General features: G+C 54.6%; 14 protein-coding genes and 1 riboswitch. Of the genes, 6 read left to right on the forward strand and 8 right to left on the reverse strand.

Annotated elements, in window-relative coordinates; translation table 11 throughout:
• Positions 1-82: 82 nt before the first annotated feature.
• Both SB13_RS05545 and SB13_RS05550 read right to left on the reverse strand, forming a co-directional pair.
• Positions 83-1,357, reverse strand: a complete 1,275-nt coding sequence (locus tag SB13_RS05545) for a YeaH/YhbH family protein (protein ID WP_026739398.1) — start codon at positions 1,355-1,357, stop codon at positions 83-85.
• Between the two features lie 37 nt (positions 1,358-1,394).
• Positions 1,395-3,329: a PrkA family serine protein kinase gene (locus tag SB13_RS05550; RefSeq protein ID WP_026739399.1), complete on the reverse strand. Its 1,935-nt coding sequence runs from the start codon at positions 3,327-3,329 to the stop codon at positions 1,395-1,397.
• 447 nt (positions 3,330-3,776) lie between these two features.
• On the opposite strand from SB13_RS05550, the gene SB13_RS05555 reads away from it, so the two are divergent.
• Positions 3,777-4,523: a MipA/OmpV family protein gene (locus tag SB13_RS05555; protein WP_026739400.1), complete on the forward strand. Its 747-nt coding sequence runs from the start codon at positions 3,777-3,779 to the stop codon at positions 4,521-4,523.
• 141 nt (positions 4,524-4,664) lie between these two features.
• On the opposite strand, the gene SB13_RS05560 is transcribed toward SB13_RS05555, so the two are convergent.
• Together SB13_RS05560 and gapA are read right to left on the reverse strand one after the other, a co-directional pair.
• Positions 4,665-5,549, reverse strand: a complete 885-nt coding sequence (locus SB13_RS05560; protein WP_026739401.1) for a D-hexose-6-phosphate mutarotase — start codon at positions 5,547-5,549, stop codon at positions 4,665-4,667.
• 422 nt (positions 5,550-5,971) lie between these two features.
• The gene (gapA, locus tag SB13_RS05565) at positions 5,972-6,967 is read right to left on the reverse strand and encodes a glyceraldehyde-3-phosphate dehydrogenase (RefSeq protein WP_026739402.1); all 996 of its coding nucleotides are present in this window, start codon (positions 6,965-6,967) and stop codon (positions 5,972-5,974) included.
• 356 nt (positions 6,968-7,323) lie between these two features.
• Between gapA and msrB the strand changes: the two genes are divergently transcribed.
• Together msrB and SB13_RS05575 are read left to right on the forward strand one after the other, a co-directional pair.
• On the forward strand, positions 7,324-7,740 hold the full coding sequence (gene msrB, locus SB13_RS05570) for a peptide-methionine (R)-S-oxide reductase MsrB (protein WP_026739403.1): 417 nt from the start codon (positions 7,324-7,326) through the stop codon (positions 7,738-7,740).
• Between the two features lie 143 nt (positions 7,741-7,883).
• The gene (locus SB13_RS05575) at positions 7,884-8,165 is read left to right on the forward strand and encodes a YeaC family protein (protein WP_026739404.1); all 282 of its coding nucleotides are present in this window, start codon (positions 7,884-7,886) and stop codon (positions 8,163-8,165) included.
• Between the two features lie 34 nt (positions 8,166-8,199).
• Here the strand turns inward: SB13_RS05575 and pncA are convergent, their stop codons facing one another.
• The 3 genes from pncA to sppA all read right to left on the reverse strand — a co-directional run bounded on the left by pncA (position 8,200) and on the right by sppA (position 11,823).
• Entirely contained in the window at positions 8,200-8,850 is a 651-nt protein-coding gene (gene pncA, locus SB13_RS05580; protein WP_026739405.1) for a bifunctional nicotinamidase/pyrazinamidase, read from the reverse strand.
• Positions 8,851-8,864: 14 nt separating this feature from the next.
• The gene (gene ansA, locus SB13_RS05585) at positions 8,865-9,881 is read right to left on the reverse strand and encodes an asparaginase (protein ID WP_026739406.1); all 1,017 of its coding nucleotides are present in this window, start codon (positions 9,879-9,881) and stop codon (positions 8,865-8,867) included.
• 91 nt (positions 9,882-9,972) lie between these two features.
• Positions 9,973-11,823 (reverse strand): signal peptide peptidase SppA, encoded by a 1,851-nt coding sequence (gene sppA / locus SB13_RS05590; protein WP_026739407.1) that lies wholly within the window; start codon positions 11,821-11,823, stop codon positions 9,973-9,975.
• Between the two features lie 184 nt (positions 11,824-12,007).
• On the opposite strand from sppA, the gene SB13_RS05595 reads away from it, so the two are divergent.
• The 3 genes from SB13_RS05595 to SB13_RS05605 all read left to right on the forward strand — a co-directional run bounded on the left by SB13_RS05595 (position 12,008) and on the right by SB13_RS05605 (position 14,882).
• Positions 12,008-12,559, forward strand: coding sequence for an NAD(P)H nitroreductase (locus SB13_RS05595; protein ID WP_026739408.1), 552 nt, complete (start codon positions 12,008-12,010; stop codon positions 12,557-12,559).
• An 89-nt stretch (positions 12,560-12,648) separates the two neighbouring features.
• Complete coding sequence (locus SB13_RS05600; RefSeq protein ID WP_026739409.1) at positions 12,649-14,580, forward strand: DNA topoisomerase III; 1,932 nt, start codon at positions 12,649-12,651, stop codon at positions 14,578-14,580.
• Positions 14,577-14,882, forward strand: a complete 306-nt coding sequence (locus SB13_RS05605) for a DUF1496 domain-containing protein (protein WP_026739410.1) — start codon at positions 14,577-14,579, stop codon at positions 14,880-14,882. The genes SB13_RS05600 and SB13_RS05605 overlap by 4 nt, the downstream gene beginning before the upstream one ends.
• A gap of 40 nt (positions 14,883-14,922) precedes the next feature.
• On the opposite strand, the gene xthA is transcribed toward SB13_RS05605, so the two are convergent.
• Positions 14,923-15,729, reverse strand: coding sequence for an exodeoxyribonuclease III (gene xthA, locus SB13_RS05610; RefSeq protein ID WP_026739411.1), 807 nt, complete (start codon positions 15,727-15,729; stop codon positions 14,923-14,925).
• 232 nt (positions 15,730-15,961) lie between these two features.
• A riboswitch (glycine riboswitch) is annotated at positions 15,962-16,057 on the forward strand.
• Positions 16,058-16,073: the final 16 nt, after the last annotated feature.

Genomic DNA, 16,073 nt, shown 5'->3' on the forward strand with positions numbered 1-16,073 from the left:
CGTGGGCCGGGATAGACCGGATGGGGGGAAGCGTCGGCGTGATTAAAATCAGCCAGCGCGGGAGCGGCTGGCTGAAGAAGGGTCAACTGTTGACGGTTTGCTTGTGAAACAGTTCGCGGAACACGGGATAAATATCGTCCTGATCGCGAATGTGTTGCATGGCGAAGTTCTCGTACTTCTCCTGCAGACGCTCATATTCGCGCCACAACGTTTGATGAGAGCGCCGCGTTATCTCGATATAGCTGTAATAGCGCACAAAGGGCAGCAAATGACTGGCCAGCAAATCGTGGCACAACGGCGAGTCATCCGCCCAGTTATCGCCATCTGACGCCTGCGCCGCATAAATATTCCACAGCGCGGGATCGTAGCGCTCCTTAACCACTTCCTCCATCAGCTTCAGTGCGCTCGATACAATCGTACCGCCGGTTTCCTGCGAATAGAAAAACTCCTCCTCGTCGACTTCTTTGGCTTGCGTATGGTGCCGGATATAGACGACTTCTACGTTTCTGTAAGACCGGCTGAGGAACAGATATAGCAGGATGTAGAAACGTTTGGCGATATCCTTGGTCGCCTGATCCATCGAGCCGGAAACATCCATCAGACAGAACATTACCGCCTGGCTGGAAGGCTCCGGCCTGCGTTCAAAGTTCTTGTAACGCAGGTCGAACGTGTCAATAAACGGCACGCGCGCAATACGCTGCCGCAGTTCGGCGATCTCCGCGCGCAGCCGTTCCTCTTCCAACAGCTGGGCGGGCTCGGAGTTCTCCAGTAACGCGAGATGTTCCTCCAGCGCGTTCAATTCGCGGCGTTTTCCCGCCGTCATCGCCATGCGGCGGGCGAGGGAGTTTTGCAGCGAACGTACGACGCTGATGTTGGCGGGCACGCCGTTGGAGGTGTAGCCCGCACGGTGGTTTTTGTACTCCGTCATCTGCCGATGTTCGGTTTTTTTCAGGTTAGGAAGCGCCAGGTCCTCGAACAGCAGGTCGAGATATTCGTCTTTAGATATCTGAAAAACGAAATCGTCCTGGCCTTCGCCGTCCTGACTCGCTTCGCCCTGACCGGAACCGCCGCCACCGCCTCCCTGCGGTCGCTCGATTTTATCATTCTGCACGAAGTGGTCGTTGCCAGGGTGAACACGGTGGCGTACGCCACCGCGGCCCTGATGGAACATCGGCTCACTGATATCCGAATTAGGAATCGTGATCGACTCCCCATTATCCACATCGGTTACCGAACGCTTGTTAATGGCATCGGCGATCGAATGTTTTATCTGCGACTTATAGCGGCGTAAAAAACGCTGGCGGTTAACCGCGCTTTTGTTTTTACCGTTTAGCCGGCGATCGATGAAATAAGCCATGTTTCCCCCAAACGACGTTGCCTGTCGGTCTGTCGCATTAAGACGACTTTCTCACGCGCAGGTACCATTCGCATAACAATCGAACCTGCTTGCGGGTATAGCCTTTTTCCATCATACGGTCGACGAAGTCATCGTGTTTTTTCTGCTCCTCGGTTGAGGTCTTGGTATTGAATGAAATCACCGGCAACAGCTCCTCAGTGTTGGAGAACATCTTCTTCTCAATCACTGTGCGCAATTTTTCATAGCTGGTCCAGTTTGGATTGCGACCGTTGTTGCCCGCGCGAGCACGCAACACGAAGTTGACGATTTCATTACGGAAGTCTTTAGGGTTGCTGATGCCTGCCGGTTTCTCGATTTTTTCCAGCTCGCTGTTAAGCGCTTCGCGGTCGAACAGCTGACCGGTATCGGGATCGCGATATTCCTGATCCTGAATCCAGAAGTCCGCGTAGGTGACATAGCGATCAAAGATGTTCTGGCCGTATTCCGAATAGGATTCGAGATAGGCGGTCTGAATCTCTTTGCCGATAAATTCCGCGTATTTAGGAATCAGATAGCCTTTCAAGTGCTCCAGATATTTTTCCGCCACGTCCTGCGGGAACTGTTCGCGTTCAATCTGCTGCTCCAGAACATAGAACAGGTGTACCGGGTTGGCAGCGACTTCGCTGTGGTCGAAGTTGAACACGCGAGACAGAATCTTAAAGGCGAAACGCGTGGACAATCCCTGCATGCCTTCGTCGACGCCGGCATAGTCCCGATATTCCTGGTAGGACTTGGCTTTCGGGTCCGTATCTTTCAGGCTTTCCCCGTCATACACCCGCATTTTCGAATAAGTGCTGGAGTTTTCGGGGTCTTTCAGACGCGACAAGATAGAGAAGCGCGCCAGCGTTTCCAGTGTGCCTGGGGCGCAAGGCGACTGGCTCAGCTCACTGTTTTGCAGCAGTTTGTCGTAAATCTTGACCTCTTCCGACACGCGCAGGCAGTACGGGACTTTGACGATATACACACGGTCGAGGAAGGCCTCGTTATTCTTGTTGTTGCGGAACTGCACCCATTCCGATTCGTTGGAGTGAGCCAGAATGATGCCGTTGAACGGCAGGGCGGCAATACCTTCCGTCCCGTTGTAGTTGCCTTCCTGTGTCGCGGTCAGCAGTGGATGAAGCACCTTGATCGGGGCTTTGAACATTTCCACGAATTCCATGATGCCCTGGTTGGCGCGGCAAAGTGCGCCGGAGTAACCATAGGCATCGGGATCGTTCTGGGCGAAGTGCTCCAGTTTGCGGATGTCCACTTTCCCGACCAGCGCGGAAATATCCTGGTTATTTTCATCGCCGGGTTCGGTCTTGGCGATGGCCAGCTGCGCCAGTATGGAGGGCCAGACTTTTACGACGCGGAACTTAGTGATGTCCCCGCCGAACTCCTGAAGCCGCTTGGCCGCCCACGGCGACATGATGGTGCCGAGATAACGACGCGGCACGCCATACTCTTTTTCCAATATGGCGGCGTCTTCATGTGGATTGAACAGGCTAAGCGGATGGTCGTTCACCGGGCTGCGTTCGCCGTCGGCGCTGAGTACGTAGATGGGCACGAGCTGCATCAGGGCTTTCAGGCGTTCGGCAAGAGAGGATTTCCCCCCGCCCACCGGACCGAGCAGATACAGAATCTGTTTCTTCTCTTCCAGACCTTGAGCAGCATGACGGAGATAAGCGACGATTTGCTCGATCGCTTCTTCCATACCGTAAAACTCTTCGAAAGCAGGGTAGCGGGCTATGACCCGGTTGGAAAATAAACGGGAAAGACGCGGTTCTTGCGCGGTGTCCACCATGACCGGATCACCGATAGCCATCAACAATCTTTCGGCAGCATTCGCATAAGCACTGCGATCCTGCTGGCAGATGTTAAGGAACTCTTGCAGAGTGAACTCTTCGTCTTTGGCAGCGTCGTAGCGCTGACGGTAATGATCAAATATGTTCATAGCGATGCCCGTCCTTCGTCGATTAACAACACAGAATAAGAGAGCGAGAGTATGAATACCGCCTATATAATGGTTGGCTCTCCTAAAGAAGAATTCCCCTTCAGAGTACAGCAACCCTTATGCCAACTTGTGACGCGCTGCGCAGGTTCAACATCAATCTGTGCGGCAAGGGAATGTTGTCTTCACTTTAAAGCGTAGTTTGCCTCGGTGAAATTTCCTCTAATCTTCCTTGGGCTTTTTAAGATATTTCAATGACTCAGTCCGTTGCTGCAGGGGGGATCCCCCTTTGCAACAGGTCTGAACGAGTATGCCAGTGCTACCTTCCGTCACTAGAAAAAATGGTTATAAGTTATCCGTTTCAGTCTGTAGTGGCGTTATTTCTGCGCCATGACCATAATGGCAGCCTACTCCCACGGGAGGTTCGATCGGAACAGGAGAAAGTGAGCAGTGAAAAAACTTCAATCAGTAGGTGTCGCGTTGGCGCTGAGCGTGACGGCGACGTTATCCGCACAGGCGGAGACCTTTTCTCTTGGGGTGGGCGCCGTCGGCGAAACGTCGGTTTATCGCGGTGACGATAACCACATCTATCCCTTCCCGCAGGTGGTGTATGAGAGCGATAACTTCTATTTCCGCGGGTTGGGCGGCGGCTACTATCTGTGGAATGACGAGCAGAACAAACTCTCGTTGACCGCCTACTACAACCCGTTCGGATTTAAGCCGGGAGACAGCGACGACGGCAGCATGAAACAGCTGGATAAGCGTCGAGGCACGCTGATGGGCGGGGTGGCTTACCGCCACGATGCGCAATGGGGAACAATCCGCAGCGTCCTGGCCGCCGACACGCTGGGCAACAGCGATGGCGTCGTATGGGATACGGCCTACCTCTATCGCATTGATGCCGATCAGTGGCATTTCACGCCGGGGATTGGCGTTAACTGGTCGAGCGCTCGACAGAACCGCTACTACTATGGTGTGAGCAATAGCGAGTCAGCGCGTTCGGGCATTCAAAGCTATCGGCCGGGAGACAGTTGGGATCCGTATCTGGAGCTAAGCGTCGGGTATACCATTACGCCGCGTTGGAACACCTGGATTATCGGTCGCTACACCCGTCTTAGCGATGAAGTGAAAAGCAGCCCGATGGTTGAGAAAAGCGATAGCCTGATGCTGGGCGGCGGAATCAGTTACGCCTTCTAAGCAGGAATGCACTATCTTAGTGCTTTGAACGCACCGTGAACGTCAGTTAACGGTGCGTTTGCTTTATGATGAAGCACATCAGCTCAGAAGGCCCGGCACGCCGACACGATAACCGTACCGGCCCTCCACTCAAAAATAGAATTATTTTGCGTTCGTGGAATGAACGCGTATCGAGGTCGCCAATTTAGCCGGCGCATGCCGGGTGATGTTAACTGGTTGACTGATACGGGCAGTTTCCACACACACGAACGTTTTGTAACCCTCATCGGTGAGATCCGACATCGTTTTTGACAACTGCTCCCCTGGGTTCCAGGCTACGACATCGCTATGGTTATGGTGGTGCACTTCTATAGTGCGCTCAAGAACAGGATCGTGGATCACGCTGATCGCTTCAGGTTCGGTATAGATCCGGTCGGTGCGGTTGGGGAATGAGAGGTCGCCTTGCTGGAGGCCGGGATTTTCCGGGTCGACCTTATCGATAAAGCGCTCACCCAGCCCGCTGACGCGCACGCGGCTGATGTCCCCGATATTGAAATAGGTGTGCAGGGCGCTAGTCACGCTGTATTCCCCTTCGAACTCCAACGCCACATCGCAAGACGTTTTAGTGAGTACGAAACGTGCATCCACCTTAAACGCTTGCGGCCAGATGGCGCGCGTTTCCTCATTGTCGCGAAGCGTGAGAGTCAGCGTAACGCCGTCCGCATCATCGATATGGGATGAGAAGGCCCAAGGCATACTGCGCGCAAAGCCGTGACTGGGTTCGGCCACGGGACCAAACCAAGGGAAGCAGACAGGAATGCCGCCACGAATGGCTTTCCCTTCCTTGAATAGCGTGTTGTCGCTGAGCCAAATTACCGGCGCAGCGCCGGTGGGCTGCCAGGCGATTAAATGGGCCCCTTGCAGTGCGACGGCGGCTTTCAGCTGCGGATGGTCGATGACCACAATCGGCAGTTGGTCCTGCTGACGCAACGTAATGTGGGGGGAAATCGTTTTGCTGACGGGAAGGGAAAACAGGGCATCAGTCATGGGCGGGCCTATTCATCTATGAGTAGAAATCAATGATGAATATTGTGGCACTCATGACGTCATTCCCCAATAGGAATTCGCCGTCTCGTCGACCCGCGTCAAAAAATAGCGTTATTGGTTTCCTCGTTATTTTCCAAGGGGCGTTGGCGTGTAGAGCTCTGTTAGGTCAGGAGAGGTCGCTGCAGACAGAGACCATCGTAACTTAGCGAGAAAAGACGGGAATAGACGTCATGATGCGGATCAGAACGACGAGTCGGTCAACGAGTTGGAAGGGGGTATAAACCGTTGTGTGGGGTGGGGGCATGGCACTCAATGGCGCGAGAGAAGCCATCGCGCAGTAAAAACCGCCGTGCATCAAGATCATCGTGCATTAAAAAGGGCGACTTGCGTCGCCCTTGAATCAGTTACCGATCTTCAGCTCATTATTTGGAGATGTGAGCAACCAGATCCAGAACCTTGTTGGAGTAACCTGTTTCGTTATCGTACCAAGCAACCAGTTTCACGAAGTTGTCGCTCAGAGCGATACCAGCTTTAGCATCGAATACGGAAGTCAGTTTTTCACCGTTGAAATCGGTAGAAACAACTGCGTCTTCGGTGTAGCCCAGAACGCCTTTCAGTTCGCCTTCAGATGCTTCTTTGATTGCAGAGCAGATAGCGTCGTAAGAAGCGCCTTTTTCCAGACGTGCAGTCAGGTCAACAACGGATACGTTCGGAGTCGGAACGCGGAACGCCATACCAGTCAGTTTACCGTTCAGAGCCGGGATAACTTTACCTACAGCTTTAGCCGCACCGGTAGAAGACGGGATGATGTTCTGAGATGCGCCGCGGCCGCCGCGCCAGTCTTTGTGAGACGGGCCATCAACGGTTTTCTGAGTAGCGGTAGTCGCGTGGACAGTGGTCATCAGCGCTTCAACGATACCGAATTTGTCGTTGATAACTTTAGCCAGCGGTGCCAGGCAGTTAGTGGTGCAAGATGCGTTAGAAACGATATCCTGACCAGCGTAGTCTTTATGGTTAACGCCCATAACGAACATCGGCGTGCTGTCTTTAGAAGGACCAGTCAGTACGACTTTCTTGGCGCCAGCCTGGATGTGTTTACGTGCAGTTTCGTCAGTCAGGAAGATACCTGTCGCTTCTGCAACAACGTCAACACCCGCTTCGTTCCATTTCAGGTTAGCCGGATCGCGTTCTGCGGTAACACGGATGGTTTTGCCGTTAACTACCAGATGACCGTCTTTAACTTCAACAGTACCGTTGAAGCGGCCGTGAGTGGAGTCATACTTCAGCATGTAAGCCATGTAGTCCGCATCTAACAAATCGTTGATTGCAACGATTTCAACGTCTGAACGCTCCTGGGCAGCGCGGAAAACAATACGGCCGATACGGCCAAATCCATTGATACCTACTTTGATAGTCATATATTCCACCAGCTATTTGGTTTGTGAATAAAAGGTTGGCTGTAAAATTACAAAAACCTTCCCGAGGGTCAAGCGGAATCGTGTCAATAGTTGCTGTATGTCAAAACTATGGGCAACCCTTGCACGATAAATCATCTATTCGGTCATTTCAGTTGTTGGACAACATGATAGGAGCATTGGCCGGGTATGAGAACACCCGATGGGGGTATTATTGTGACATGGATCACAATTAGCACCCCGTCAGGCTCTAGCCTATCGCAATAACAGGCCAAATAACGTTTCGAGTGTTAATTTTTTGTAGTGCTTACGGTCTATACTCTTTAACACGGGTATTAACTTCTTTTGTGAGCAAACCGATGAACAATGACCTTCCAGACTCTTCTCAGCGCGATAACCTGACGGAAATACAACGATATGTCACCCAACAGCGGGGGACTGAACCGCCGTTTTCCGGCAAATTGCTGCATAACAAGCAGACCGGTATTTACCACTGTTTATGTTGTAAGCAACCCCTGTTTTACTCGGATAACAAGTTTGACTCCGGCTGCGGCTGGCCCAGTTTTGATCAGCCTGTGTCTGCGGAGGCGATTCGTTATCTGGATGATAATTCGCATAATATGCATCGGGTGGAAATTCGTTGCGGCAATTGCGATGCTCATCTCGGGCATGTATTCCCTGATGGCCCCAAAGAGACGACCGGTGAGCGTTATTGCGTCAACTCGGCCTCGCTAAGCTTCATCGATGCGGAAAATAATCAAGAAATAGACGGCTAGAAGTCTATTTAATTGAAACGTTTCAGCTAAAAGTGACTTTACTCGGGGCGGCGGTACGTGAAGGCACGGTAACGCGGGCATTCATTTTGTGTGTCGGGGACCTCAACAGTCATCTAGATCGTACGAATCAAGGAATGTGGGCTATGCAGATTGAGGATGTATTAAAAGCGATGACGCCGGAGATCTATCAGCGGTTGGTGACGGCGGTGGAATTGGGTAAATGGCCCGATGGCGTGGCGCTGACTGCGGAACAGAAAGACAACGCCATGCAGATGGTTCTACTCTGGCAGTCACGCCATAACGTAGAGGCCGACCACATGAGCATCAACCAGCTGGGTGAAATCGAAATCAAAAGCAAGCAGGCGCTTAAACAGCGGTTTGTTGCGGCAGCTGAGCCAATTAGGGTGCTGAAACCGCAGGATTGATGGCGTTGACCTTATTGTCTTCGCCACCGGTTATCTAGCTTTGCGAGGAGGAGAGTGCGGTGATGAAAGCCTGAGACTCCGTCAAAATCGCGCCCTGCGCCTGCATCTCCTCGAGTGCCTTCTCGCTGTCTGCCGGCTGTAGATTGACTCCGCGACAGCCGTCCACCAAGACCTCAGTACGATATCCCAGCGCCAACGCATCCAGCACCGAGTACTTCACACAATAGTCCGTCGCCAATCCCATAATGACGAGCGAGTCGATCTGGTGGGCGCGAAGCCAGTCGTCCAGTTCGGTTTTTACCCGATGGCCGTTATCAAAGAAGGCGCTGTAGCTATCGATATCGCTGGCGGTTCCTTTATGGACGACCCAGTCAATGGCCTGCTGATTGAGCGCCGGGTGGAACTCGGCGCCCGGTTCGCCTGCGACGCAGTGCACCGGCCACCATACCTGAGGCAGTCCGTCCAGCATGCCGAGTTCGCCGATCGTCGTGCCGGAATTGGCGGCAAAGCTGCGATGATCCGCCGGATGCCAGTCAAGGCTTGCCACTACGGCGATCTGCGCGTCACGACAGGCGGAAATCGCACGGTTAGCCACCGGGATGACACTATCGCCCTCGTTGATGGCCAATGCGCCGCCAGGACAAAAATCATTCTGCAAATCGATCAGTAACAGCGCTTTCTTCATGACGCCTCCGAATTTTAGCTATTGCTGAGTTCACCCCGCAGATCCTGCTGCATCAGACGGCGGATATCATCAGGGGACAGGTCTTCCCGGCTCAGCAGATAATGCAGCTTGGTGAGCGTCGCTTCAACGGTCATATCGAAACCGCTGATCACGCCGGCCTGCGACAGCGCGTTGCCCGTCGCATAGCCTTCCATGTTGACACAGCCGGACATGCACTGCGTCAAGTTGACAACAATAATGCCGCGATCGGACGCTTCCCGCAGCTCTTGTAGAAACGCTTTGTTCTGCGGGGCGTTGCCGACGCCGTAAGAGCGCAGAATCAACGCCCGAACAGGTTGAAGCAGGAAATTGCGCACCACGTCCGCGGAAATACCGGGGTAAATCGTGATAACGCCAATAGGCTGAGGGGTAATGTCATGAACAATCAGCGGCTCGGTCGACTCTACCAGCGGCGCCGAGGAGAGGCGGCGAATGTGGATGCCGGTTTCCAGCAGCACGGGGTAGTTGGGAGAGGAGAACGCATCAAAGCCGTCGGCATGAGCTTTGGTGGTGCGGTTGCCGCGCAACAGCTTGTTGTTGAAGAACAGGCTGACCTCGTTAATAGGGTGGTTGGCCGCCACATACAGCGCGTTCAGCAGGTTGGTTTGTCCATCGGAACGCAGTTCTGCCAGCGGGATCTGTGACCCTGTCACTATGACGGGTTTGGCCAGATTCTCCAGCATGAACGAAAGCGCCGACGCCGTGAAGGCCATCGTGTCTGTCCCATGCAAAATCACGAAACCGTCATAGTCGTCGTAATGCTGCCGTATGTCGTTGGCGATGATCTGCCAGTCTTCCGGCGTCATGTCCGAGGAGTCGATCAGCGGCGTATATTCATGAATGGTAAAAGACGGCATTTCCGGCCGATGAAACTCGGGCATCTGCGCCAGCTGCTGCTGGAGATGGCCTGAAACCGGGATATAGCCCTGAGCGGAGTGTTGCATGCCGATCGTGCCGCCCGTATAGGCGACATAAATGGATTTCTTTTGCATGGATGTGATTACGTCAAAATCAAAAAATGGATTATAGAGCGAAGCGAGGGGAAAAGCAGCCCGGCGATTGTCCGCCGGGCGGGTAAAGCGATTAGCGAACGTTGCCGCAACTTAGACAGATAACATAGCGATGTTGCGGGTCAGTCAGTTTAGTCGACAGAGACGGTTGAGCACGAAGCATCTCGCTCAACTCTGTGACGGGCGCGGGAAACAGTGTCTGCAAAGCGTCGGGAAGCGTGGCGTAGACCGAGCTCCGAACCTGATTGAAGAGCACATCCATCACTCCTTCATCTTCTTCGAACCAGACCAGTTGATGATGATCCAACTTGGCTAACTCTGCCGCTTTCTTCACCGCGTCGTCGAAGTCGCCGAGCGTATCGACCAGGCCGTTGGCTTTTGCGTCGCTGCCGATCCAGACGTGGCCCTGCGCGATTTCGTCTACCTGTTCAGGGGTCTTGTTGCGAGACTTCGCCACCAGAGAGAGGAAGTTTTTGTAGCCGCGCTCAATGTTGACCTGCATCAGTTGGCCGAATTCGGGCGGCAGCGCCTTGGTCATAGACAGATCGGCCAGCGGCGAGGTGGCGACGCCGTCGGTATGAACACCGACGCTGTCCAACGTATTTTCGACCGTGTTGATCACGCCGAAGATACCGATGGAACCGGTGAGCGTACTGGGGCTGGCGACAATGGCGTTAGCTGGCGTGGAGATCCAGTAACCGCCTGAGGCGGCCATGCCTCCCATCGAGACCACCACCGGTTTGCCAGCCTGGCGTGCGGCGGCCAGCTCGGCGCGGATTTGCTCGGACGCGGTGACGCTGCCGCCCGGGCTGTTCACGCGCAGGATGATGGCTTTCACCTTCGGATCGAGCCGGGCATCGCGGATTTGTCCGGCCGTCGTATTACCGCCGACATAACCGGGCGCCTCATTACCATCGACGATCATGCCGTTGGCGAAGATCACGGCAATCTGGTTGTTATCCGGCTGGGGATCGGTCAGCGCATAGTCATAGAAAGAGGTGTAGTTAAAGTCTTTGCTTTTGGCATCCCATCCGAAGGTCTTGATCAGCTTCTGTTCAATGACCGTGCGGGAAGCCACTTCATCCACCAGTTTGTTATCCAGCGCATAGCGTGCGGTGTCGCCGTCCGCCGCGCGCAGGGCGGTGAGCAGGCCGTCGGCGCCGGGGAAGAGCTGCTGAGGCGTAATTTCACGATTCGCAGCGATCGTCGTCAGGTAGTTTTGCCACAGACTGTTGACCCAGCGGCCGTCGGCATCTCGTGCTGCGGGGGACATGTCATCCCGGATGTAGGGCTCGACGGCGGATTTGTAGGTGCCGACGCGGAAGATGTGAGTCGTCACCTTCAGCTTATCCAGCAGCGTTTTGTAGTAGAGGTTGTTGGTGGCGAAGCCGTGTAGGTCGATGCCGCCCTGTGGCGTCAGGAAAATCTTGTTAGCGTAACTGGCCAGATAGTACTGCGACTGGTCGTAGTTATCGCCTACGGCGTAAATCGGTTTGCCCGTGTCGCGGAATTCACGCAGCGCTTTGCCGATATACTGCAACGACGGCTGATCGGCGCCGACGAAGTCGGACAGATCCATCACCATGCCGGTAATGTTGCGGTCGTTTTTGGCCTGCCGAATCACGTCAATGACGTCAAATAGCGAGTTCTCCTGATTGCGATTGGCGGACACGCCTAGAAACTCGCGGCCAAACTGCCGCAGCTTATTGTTCACTGAGGGTTTGTCGACGACGACGCCGGTGATGTTCAACATCAGCGCGCCTTTCGCGGTTTCAGGCGGAGTCGCCTTGAATTGACTGTAAATACCCACGCCAACCAGGATCAGCATGATAAGAAAAATATTGAGGATGAATTCCCGGATGAAGTTAAGCAGGCGCCACCCCCACTTAAAGAATCCGCTGAAAATCCGCCACATCGTGCGCATGATAACTCCGAAAATGGGAAAAACAGTTTAGTATCCTAATGAGCGGACAGGTAAAAGTCAGCTTTTTATCTTGCCCGGCGCGGCGCCACAGGTTGTTAACTTGTAACAAAACTTCTGGCTGTGCTACCGTTGCGCGCGATCTCGTCTCAACCCTTGCTACCTGATGAATTACAGGAGATGTGTGATGGATGCCCTGGAACTATTACTGAATCGTCGTTCAGCTTCCCGACTGACGGCACCGGCCCCTGCTGGCGCTGCGTTGGAAAATATCATTCATGCCGGTATGCGGGCTCCCGACCACGGCGCATTGCAGCCGTGGCGCTTCTTCGTCATTCAGGACGAGGGACTTAGTCGCTTCAGCGATGTATTGGTTGAAGCGGCGCAGCAAAATCATCTGGATGAGTCGGCTATCGAAAAGGCGCGTAAGTCGCCGTTTCGGGCGCCGCTGATTATCACCGTCATCGCGCATTGCGAAGAGAATCACAAAGTCCCTGTATGGGAGCAGGTGGTGTCGGCGGGCTGTGCGGTTCATGCCATGCAGATGGCGGCGCAGGCTCAGGGATTCAATGGCATCTGGCGCAGCGGCGCCTGGACGCACAGCGAACGCGTGCGCGAAGCCTTCGACTGTCGTCCGCAGGATGAAATTGTCGGATTTCTTTACTTGGGTACTCCTCAGCTGAAAGCCTCCTCGACGCTGACGCCGATCGACCCGGATCGGATCGTCCGCTATTTCTGATGCGATTGGCCATTTCGAATCGCTATCTCGCTCCCTCTATACCAATATAGAGGGAGCCTCAATAACAACTGCCGGTAGTGCGGTGAATCATGCGACTTTTTATTGCCGAAAAGCCCAGCCTGGCGCGGGCTATCGCCGATGTTTTGCCTAAACCCCATCGGCGGGGTGAGGGNTATATCGCCTGCGGACAGCACGATGTCGTGACGTGGTGCGTGGGCCATTTGCTGGAGCAGGCTCAGCCGGATGCCTACGACCCCCGTTATGCGCGTTGGGCGCTGGACGATCTGCCGATTGTGCCGCAGAAGTGGCGGCTGCAGCCGCGTCCTTCCGTGAGTAAGCAGCTCAATGCCATCAAAAAACTCTTAGCGCAGGCGGACGACGTCATTCACGCCGGCGACCCCGACCGCGAAGGTCAGCTGTTGGTTGATGAGGTGTTGGAATACCTCGATCTTCCCAATGAAAAACGTCAGCGCGTTCAACGTTGCCTGATTAACGATCTCAACCCGCAGGCGGTCGAGAGAGCCGTGGCCCGTCTGCGTGAAAACCGTGAATTTATCCCGCTGTGCGTTTCTGCGCTCGCGCGCTCGCGCGCGGATTGGCTGTATGGCATCAACATGACCCGCGCCTATACGCTGCTGGGCCGCCATGCCGGCTACGATGGCGTGCTGTCGGTGGGAAGGGTGCAGACGCCCGTGTTGGGATTGGTGGTTCGGCGCGACGAAGAGATCGAAAACTTCGTGCCTAAAGACTTTTTCGACGTCAAAGCGCATATCGTGACGCCGGCGGATGAGCGCTTTACGGCGCTGTGGCAGCCCAGTGAATCCTGTGAACCTTATCAGGACGAAGAGGGGCGTTTGCTACACCGTCCGCTGGCGGAGCATGTGGTGACCCGTATTGCCGGACAGCCTGCTCGGGTCACCGGCTATAATGATAAACGGGAATCAGAAATCGCACCGTTGCCTTATTCGCTGTCTACGCTACAGATCGAAGCCGCCAGACGGTATGGTTTGAGCGCCCAGCAGGTTCTGGATACCTGTCAGCGGTTGTACGAAACCCACAAACTGATTACCTATCCTCGTTCGGACTGCCGCTATCTGCCCGAAGAGCACTTTGCGGGGCGACAAGCGGTATTGCAGGCGATCGGGGTGCATCAGCCGGATTTACAACCGCCCGAACCGATTTTTGACAGCGAACGCCGCAACCGATGCTGGGATGACGGTAAGGTGGATGCTCACCACGCGATCATTCCTACGGCGCGAACAGCGAAGACGACGCTGACGCAGCACGAAAGTCAGGTGTATGGGCTAGTCGCACGGCAATATCTGATGCAGTTCTGCGCCGATGCCGTCTTTCGCAAATGCGTGATCGAACTGGATATTGCCGGGGGCAAATTTGTGGCCAAGGCCCGTTTTCTGGCGGAAGCGGGCTGGCGCACGCTCCTCGGCGGTAAAGAGCGCGACGAAGAGAACGAAGGGACGCCGCTGCCCGTTGTCAGCAAAGGCGATGAACTTCTGTGTGAACGGGGAGAAGTGGTCGAGCGCCAGACTCAGCCGCCGCGCCATTTTACCGATGCGACGCTACTTTCTGCCATGACGGGAATTGCCCGGTTTGTGCAGGATAAAGAACTGAAGAAAATCCTTCGTGCGACCGATGGTTTAGGAACGGAAGCGACGAGAGCCGGCATTATCGAACTCTTGTTCAAGCGTGCATTCCTGGTGAAAAAAGGGCGTTACATCCATGCCAGCGAAACCGGGCGAGCGCTGATCCATTCATTGCCGCCCAGCGCCGCGCATCCGGACATGACCGCGCATTGGGAGTCCACACTGACCAAAATCAGCGAAAAACAGTGTCGCTATCAGGATTTTATGCAGCCATTGACGGCGTCTCTGTGCGACATCATCCAGCAGGTCAGGCATCGTGGCAGTATGCCGTTATTGCGTGGCCTACCGCCCGCGCCTGGCAAATCGAAACCAAAAAAGCGGCGTAAGTCGCAGCCTAAGGTGAAGGAGCAAAATTCATGACGGTAAAATGGGGACAGATTCTGGCGGCAACGCTGGTGATTTTCCCTCTCTGGGGGCAGGCAAATCCAGGGAGTCACACGAATACCGATATTGTCGTGCCGGTTCCGCCGCAGGTGATTTGGGGCAATGGCAACCATTCAGGCCAACAGGATAACGCTCAGCAATGTATCCGTTGCTGTACCTATCAGAACAAGCAGTATTCCGAAGGGGCGGTCATCAAGATGGAAGGCGTATTGTTGCAATGCTCTGAGGATAAGCAGAGGCTCAGCACCAATAATCTGGTGTGGAAAATGGTCAAATAAGCCGTGGCGGGGCTGAGATGCGGCCCCGCCGACAAGCGCGTTAAAGCGCGAATTCTGCCCAGATAGGCGCGTGGTCCGACGGCTTCTCCATCGCACGGATCGTATAGTCGATGCCGGTTGCGGTGCAGCTTTCCGCCAGAGACGAGCTTGCCAGAATCAGGTCGATGCGCAGGCCGCGATTAGTATCAAAGCCTTTGGACCGATAGTCGAACCAGGAAAATTGGTCTTTGCAGGAGGGATTGGCGGCGCGGAACGTGTCCACCAGCCCCCAGTTTTGCAGTCGGGCCAGCCACTCACGCTCTTCCGGCAAGAAAGAGCATTTACCGGTGCGCAGCCAGCGCTTACGGTTCTCTTCCCCAATCCCAATATCCAGATCGGTCGGGCTGATATTTAGATCGCCCATGATGACCAGCGGTTGCCCTTCTGGGTGATGGTGTTCGATATAGTTCTGCAGATCCTGATAGAAACGCGTTTTTGCAGGAAATTTAGTCGGATGGTCGCGGCTTTCTCCCTGAGGAAAATAGCCGTTGATGACGGTCAACGGACCCTGAGGGGTTTCGATATCCGCCATGATGATGCGTCGCTGCGCGTCTTCCTCATCGGTCGGGAATCCGCGGCGGACCGCCAGTGGCTCTTTCTTCGTCAGCAACGCTACGCCGTAATGGCCTTTCTGGCCGTGGAAGAACACGTGATAGCCATGCTGCGCCACGTCTTCCAACGGAAACATGTCGTCGTGCACTTTGGTTTCCTGTAAACCAATGACGTCCGGCTGGTGTTGTTCGACCACTGCGGCTAGTTGATGAGGCCGCGCTCGCAGGCCGTTGATGTTAAAAGAAACAAACTTCATGTTCGCTGCCGATGTAATGAAAATGTGCCGTGATGGTAGCAGAAATGACGGCGGCGAGTCACGGTCGAGACCCTGCATAAACGCCGATAGTAACCATCGTTGTGGCAGGGNTGATGGCGGTCCTGAGAGCCCGTATACTCCGCGTCTCGCAGGAGAGAGGAGGCCATTACAGGCCATCCCGCCGAAGGCGCAAACTCCCATAATCGCTCAGGCCACCTTACTGCAGATTCTATCCACGCCAACTGGAGAGCGGTTGCCAGACAACCCACCGAAGGGGCAAGCAGCAACTGCTGCACAAACTCTCAGGTAAAAGGACAGAGGGAGGGGCACAACCACGAGAGGCT

The organism is Lonsdalea quercina subsp. quercina (assembly GCF_000688695.1).
GTDB lineage: Bacteria > Pseudomonadota > Gammaproteobacteria > Enterobacterales > Enterobacteriaceae > Lonsdalea > Lonsdalea quercina_D.

Bases quoted from the DNA above. Each gene is read 5' to 3' on its own strand.
- SB13_RS05545 (WP_026739398.1), bottom strand. From the start codon at position 1,357: ATGGCTTATTTCATCGATCGCCGGCTAAACGGTAAAAACAAAAGCGCG.
- SB13_RS05550 (WP_026739399.1), bottom strand. From the start codon at position 3,329: ATGAACATATTTGATCATTACCGTCAGCGCTACGACGCTGCCAAAGAC.
- SB13_RS05560 (WP_026739401.1), bottom strand. From the start codon at position 5,549: ATGACTGATGCCCTGTTTTCCCTTCCCGTCAGCAAAACGATTTCCCCC.
- gapA (WP_026739402.1), bottom strand. From the start codon at position 6,967: ATGACTATCAAAGTAGGTATCAATGGATTTGGCCGTATCGGCCGTATT.
- msrB (WP_026739403.1), top strand. From the start codon at position 7,324: ATGAACAATGACCTTCCAGACTCTTCTCAGCGCGATAACCTGACGGAA.
- SB13_RS05575 (WP_026739404.1), top strand. From the start codon at position 7,884: ATGCAGATTGAGGATGTATTAAAAGCGATGACGCCGGAGATCTATCAG.
- pncA (WP_026739405.1), bottom strand. From the start codon at position 8,850: ATGAAGAAAGCGCTGTTACTGATCGATTTGCAGAATGATTTTTGTCCT.
- ansA (WP_026739406.1), bottom strand. From the start codon at position 9,881: ATGCAAAAGAAATCCATTTATGTCGCCTATACGGGCGGCACGATCGGC.
- sppA (WP_026739407.1), bottom strand. From the start codon at position 11,823: ATGCGCACGATGTGGCGGATTTTCAGCGGATTCTTTAAGTGGGGGTGG.
- SB13_RS05595 (WP_026739408.1), top strand. From the start codon at position 12,008: ATGGATGCCCTGGAACTATTACTGAATCGTCGTTCAGCTTCCCGACTG.
- SB13_RS05605 (WP_026739410.1), top strand. From the start codon at position 14,577: ATGACGGTAAAATGGGGACAGATTCTGGCGGCAACGCTGGTGATTTTC.
- xthA (WP_026739411.1), bottom strand. From the start codon at position 15,729: ATGAAGTTTGTTTCTTTTAACATCAACGGCCTGCGAGCGCGGCCTCAT.